The organism is Desulfomarina sp. (assembly GCF_054039375.1).
Genome location: NZ_JBPLBA010000084.1, coordinates 1 through 5083 on the forward strand (window position 1 = coordinate 1; position 5083 = coordinate 5083).

A 5083-nucleotide genomic window follows, 5' to 3' on the forward strand; every position below is an offset into this window, starting at 1 on the left:
ATTTAGGTACTGATATTTCATCATTAAAATGGACCAGAGTCTTATATCGCAAATATGGCCCCATCTTCTGTGGCCACTTCTCAGGATATCGTTTTTTATCTGCGTGGGACTCCTGATTGCCAATTTTATCGAAAGCCTGAACTGGACCCACAGGCTGGCCACTCTGGCCAGACCCCTGATCCGGATGGGACGGCTTTCCTCCGTCACCGGCGCCAGTTTTTCCGTAGCCTTTTTTTCCGGTGTTTCTGCCAATGCCATGCTGGCCGAAAACTATGACAAGGGCAGGATTGACAAAAAGGAACTTGTTCTGGCCAATCTCTTCAATTCCCTGCCCCGCTTTTTTCTCCATCTGCCCACTGTCTTTTTTCTCACTGCCCCGCTGATCAAGGGTGCCGCGGTAATCTATGTCGGGCTCACCTTCAGTGCGGCCATCCTCCAGACTTTTTTTGTGATTCTTCTTGGAAGAATCAGCCTTCCCCCAAGAAAAGACGAAACTTCAAGCTCCTCATCAACTCAAAAACCCGAAAAAATCGACTGGCAGGAAGCCTTTCAAAAAAGTATAAAAAGACTGAAAAAACGACTGGTGAAACTGCTGAGATTCATGGTACCTGTCTATGTCGTCTTTTTTTTACTCAACAGGTACGGGGTATTCGCCCGACTGGAAGAATTGATTGCCACGCATGCCTGGTTTCTCGGCTGGCTGAACCCCAAGAGTATCGGTATCGTCGTACTCCATGTCACCGCCGAATTTTCAGCCGGTCTCGCGGCGGCAGGTGTAATGATCGCAGATAACAGCCTGACCTACCGGGAAGTTGTTCTCGCTCTTCTGGCAGGCAATATTCTGGCGGCTCCCATCAGGGCCATTCGTCACCAGTTCCCGTACTATACAGGAATTTACAGTCCGGGACTGGCCCTGCAGCTCGTCACCGTCAGTCAGGTCACCAGGGCACTGTCTGTTATCACAGTTGCCCTCTGTTATTATTTTCTTACCGCATAATTTTTATGGTTTCGAAAAATAGAATGCCCAGCCGATTTTCAAACAGATTTTTATTCCTGACCCTGGCGCTGGCGGTAACCTGTATCACCACCATTGTCATCTCCACCGGAATGGGCTATATCACCATCTCCGCTTCCGAGATTTTCAGAACAATTATCTCCTCCATCACCGACAACAGTGACCTGCTTGCAGGAATAGATAAAACCATTCCCTACGTTGTCATGGACGTGCGTCTCCCGCGCATCCTCACCGCCGCACTCGTGGGAGCGGGCCTTGCCATAAGCGGAGTCATCTACCAGGGCATTCTCCTCAACCCGCTGGCAGACCCTTATACCCTTGGCATTTCAAGTGGTGCGGCCTTCGGGGCGTCTCTTGCCCTTCTGGCCAATTTGACCATGTTCAGCCAGTTTTCCATCCCACTCTTTGCCTTCTGCGGTGCGATTGTCACTCTCTTTATTGTTATTCATCTCTCCACCTTTAACGGCCAGATCTCTGCCAATACCCTGATTCTCTCCGGCGTGATTGTCGGTGCCATCCTGTCCGCCGGGATCAGTTTCATGAAATACCTGGCTGATGAGCAGGTGGCCATTATTATTTTCTGGTTAATGGGATCCTTTGTTTCCAGCACCTGGAACAGTGTCCTGCTCATTGGTGCTGCCGTTCTCATCGGGGGAGTAATCACCTGTTTTTACGGGCGGGACCTCAATATCATGAGCCTTGGTTCCAGGTCATCCGATGCCCTTGGGGTGGAGACCGCCAGAGTCCGCATCATTCTGCTGCTCACAGCCTCTTTTGTCACCGCAATCTGCGTGGCCATGACCGGGATCATCGGCTTTATCGGCCTCATCGTCCCCCATCTCATGCGCTTTATGGTTGGGCCGGATAACCGCAGACTTCTGCCCGTCTCGGCCCTCGCGGGCGCCATACTCCTGCTTCTGGCAGATACCGTGACCAGGGCCGTACTCCCCGTGGAAGTGCCCATAGGCGTATTGACCGCCCTGATCGGCGGGCCTTTTTTCTGTGTGATCTTCCGAAAGAGACAGCGGGGGGTGCGCCATGAATAACAGTATTTTTTCAATTGATCATCTCTCTTTCGCCTATAAAGAGACACCCGTACTCCACGATATTTCACTCTCCTTAAAGGAGGGCCGGTTTTACGGCATAATCGGCCCAAACGGTTGCGGCAAGACAACCTTTCTTGACCTGCTGATCGGCAATCGCAAACCGGACCGGGGAAGTATTTTCTTTATGGATAAAAGGATTGAGGACTATTCGCGTAAAAAACTGGCCCACAGGATTGCCCTTGTTCCCCAGGAATTCAGCACCGGATTTGAATATACGGTGGAAGAAATTGTCCTCATGGGCAGGCACCCGTATATTCCCCGTTTCGGTTCCCCTTCCGCCGAAGACTGGAACCATGTGAGAACGGCCATGGAAACCATCGGCATCCTGGGCGAGCGGAACAGACAGTTCACAGAACTGTCCGGCGGCCAGAAACAGCGGGCCGTGGTGGCCAGAGCCTTTGCCCAGGATACCCCGGTGCTTCTCTTTGATGAAGCCACGGCCAGTCTGGATATAAAATACACCCTGCAGATTTTTAATGTGGCAAAAAAACTTGTCAAAAGCGAAAAACGAACAATAATTGCAGTTATACACGATCTCAACCTCGCGGCTGGCTACTGTGATGAGATTCTTTTTATGAAAAAGGGGCGCATTCACCATTTCGGCGCCACCAGGCAGGTTATGACCCCGGAAAATATTCTGGATGTATTCGGGGTTTACGCAAATATTTCCGGGAGACAACAGGGCGGGAACCTGCATGTTAATTTTCAACCTAAATCCTGCACTTCAGAAAATGAAAAAATGTAATTATTGCCTTATTTCTATATGTTATGATATGTTTAGCGGATTTGGCCATTCACTTTTTGAGTGAATGTAAATTTTTTCATTTTCTTTGCCCTGCGGGATTGGCAATTTTACCGAATCTGCTTCGTTTTCAATGGCTTGAAGTATGCCTATACGTCAGCGCCATTGAACCTCGCATCTTCGGCAGGTAAGCGTAGACTCCGAACTTACCAATTGCAGGATTTAGGTCTTACGTTTTTCCACATCATTAATCTGATTTTTGAGGAGCTATGAATGAATAAGGAACAACTGGATAAATTCCGTTCTCAACTGCTGCAGAAAAGAGATGAAATTCTTGCAGAGGCCGGAAAAACCCTCTCGGAAATGACGGACCAGACAACGAATATACCGGATCCTAATGATAGAGCAACGATTGAATCGGGAAGGAGTTTTGAGCTTAGAATCAGGGATCGGGAACGTAAACTGCTTGCCAAGATTGAACAGGCCATCGTCCGGCTGGATGAAGGAGAATATGGAATTTGTGATGGCTGCGGCGAGGAAATAGGTTTGAAGAGGCTTGAAGCCCGGCCCGTGACAACTTACTGTATTGATTGCAAGACCCTCCAGGAAACAAAAGAAAAGTCCCAGGGGAAATAAGGTTCCATGCCTGAATTACGGAAGGATCCGGTTCTTGGACGATGGATAATTATTTCCAAAGAGAGGAGCAGGAGACCAACTGATTTTCCAGTGGAAAAGCCTCAAAGCGGGGGTGGTTTCTGTCCGCTTTGTCCTGGGAATGAGTCATTTACTCCACCTGAAGTATGGTCGGCCAGATTTGACGAAAATGGCTTTGATGGTGATGGATCGGGATGGCTGGTCCGTGTTGTGCCGAATAAATTTCCCGCCTTGATAATAGAGGGTGATCTGGCCAAGGAAGGTGTTGGTCTCTATGATAAAATGAATGGTATCGGGGCCCATGAGGTGATAATAGAAAGCCCTGATCATGAAGAGTCTTTCTCCGATCTCCCTGCGCAGAGAATGCAGTTTGTTCTCAGGGCTTACAGGGAGCGAATTCTCGACCTCGAAAAGGACTCGAGGTTTCAATACGTACTCGTTTTCAAAAATCACGGTAAAGCTGCCGGTGCGTCCCTTGAACATTCCCATTCCCAGTTGATTGCTCTGCCTATCCTGCCAAGGATGATAGTTTCCGAACTTGATGGAGCAAAATCATATTTCAGTTACAAGGAGCGTTGTCTTTTCTGTGATATAATCCGTCAGGAGATGCAGCAGGATGTACGGGTTGTCTGCCGGAATGAGCGCTTTATTGTAATCACACCTTTTGCACCACGAACTCCATTTGAAATGTGGGTTCTTCCGAAACATCACCAATCATCCTACTGTCTGCAGAGTGATGAAGAGCTCTATGATCTGTCATGTATCTTTGGAGAAGCTTTGCAGAGGCTTACTTCCTGTATTCCCAATGTACCATATAATTTTGTATTACACACTGAACCTCTCCGGACCGGGGGAACAGAATATTTCCACTGGCATTTTGAAATAGTTCCCAAGTTGACATCCATTGCAGGTTTTGAGTGGGGGTCCGGTTTTTATATTAATCCACTGCCTCCTGAGGAAGCAGCAACATTTCTGAGAAAGTCTCTGGAAAAATAATGGTAATTGCTCGCAGGGGTTCCCAGCTTTTACGGTCCTTTTGTTCCGCATGGGGCTATAGTGAGTACCTGTCCATAGTTGGTCTTTTTGCCCGATATCTGCGTTGCCCGAAAAATTTTATCCTCGGAGGTAAGCGTAGACTCCGATATCAATTATATGCCTGAGGTAAAATTTCCCGTGCGCCTTGATCTCGAACAAAAATCCTCATTTCTGGGCAGACACTAGGAGGCTGTCCGAGAATAGGCATTTTGTTCAAAATCGAAGAATTTTCGGAAAATAAGCACAGCCATATAGGTGATATTGCGAGCATTATTTTTCGCAAATTCTGAAGAGTTTGGGCAAAAGGGCATTCTCGAACAGCCTCCTAGGCAATCACATGCCGAATCCGGCTGAGTTTCATGGATATTTATAAAAATAATATCCATTATTACAATAAATTAACTAAAAAAACAACCTCATCTGCAGGAACAGTTGGATGAAAAACAGTTTCCCCAGAGATACACTTTTTCGGGTCGACACCATCAATGAAGATTTTGTCTTTAACGAGCAGGTGGTTGAGGTCTTTGACGA

Annotated in this window: 5 protein-coding genes; all 5 read left to right on the plus strand. The window is 47.7% G+C overall.

The genetic code is table 11. From position 1 onward, the window contains the following. Nucleotides 1-28: 28 nt before the first annotated feature. The 5 genes from ACXLDX_RS04445 to galT all read left to right on the plus strand — a co-directional run bounded on the left by ACXLDX_RS04445 (nucleotide 29) and on the right by galT (nucleotide 4513). Nucleotides 29-997 carry a hypothetical protein gene (locus ACXLDX_RS04445; protein ID WP_457575989.1) on the plus strand — a complete coding sequence of 323 codons (969 nt, stop codon included), beginning with the start codon at nucleotides 29-31 and terminating at the stop codon, nucleotides 995-997. A gap of 5 nt (nucleotides 998-1002) precedes the next feature. After that, nucleotides 1003-2061, plus strand: a complete 1059-nt coding sequence (locus ACXLDX_RS04450) for a FecCD family ABC transporter permease (RefSeq protein WP_457575990.1) — start codon at nucleotides 1003-1005, stop codon at nucleotides 2059-2061. Beyond that, a complete protein-coding gene (locus ACXLDX_RS04455; protein WP_457575991.1) occupies nucleotides 2054-2866 on the plus strand; it encodes an ABC transporter ATP-binding protein in 813 nt (270 codons plus the stop codon). Before ACXLDX_RS04450 ends, ACXLDX_RS04455 begins: the two co-directional genes overlap by 8 nt. A gap of 270 nt (nucleotides 2867-3136) precedes the next feature. Continuing rightward, entirely contained in the window at nucleotides 3137-3499 is a 363-nt protein-coding gene (dksA, locus tag ACXLDX_RS04460) for an RNA polymerase-binding protein DksA (protein WP_228857052.1), read from the plus strand. A gap of 6 nt (nucleotides 3500-3505) precedes the next feature. Then, entirely contained in the window at nucleotides 3506-4513 is a 1008-nt protein-coding gene (galT, locus tag ACXLDX_RS04465; RefSeq protein WP_457575992.1) for a galactose-1-phosphate uridylyltransferase, read from the plus strand. Nucleotides 4514-5083: the final 570 nt, after the last annotated feature.

Bases quoted from the DNA above. Each gene is read 5' to 3' on its own strand.
- ACXLDX_RS04445 (WP_457575989.1), top strand. From the start codon at position 29: ATGGACCAGAGTCTTATATCGCAAATATGGCCCCATCTTCTGTGGCCA.
- ACXLDX_RS04450 (WP_457575990.1), top strand. From the start codon at position 1,003: ATGGTTTCGAAAAATAGAATGCCCAGCCGATTTTCAAACAGATTTTTA.
- ACXLDX_RS04455 (WP_457575991.1), top strand. From the start codon at position 2,054: ATGAATAACAGTATTTTTTCAATTGATCATCTCTCTTTCGCCTATAAA.
- dksA (WP_228857052.1), top strand. From the start codon at position 3,137: ATGAATAAGGAACAACTGGATAAATTCCGTTCTCAACTGCTGCAGAAA.
- galT (WP_457575992.1), top strand. From the start codon at position 3,506: ATGCCTGAATTACGGAAGGATCCGGTTCTTGGACGATGGATAATTATT.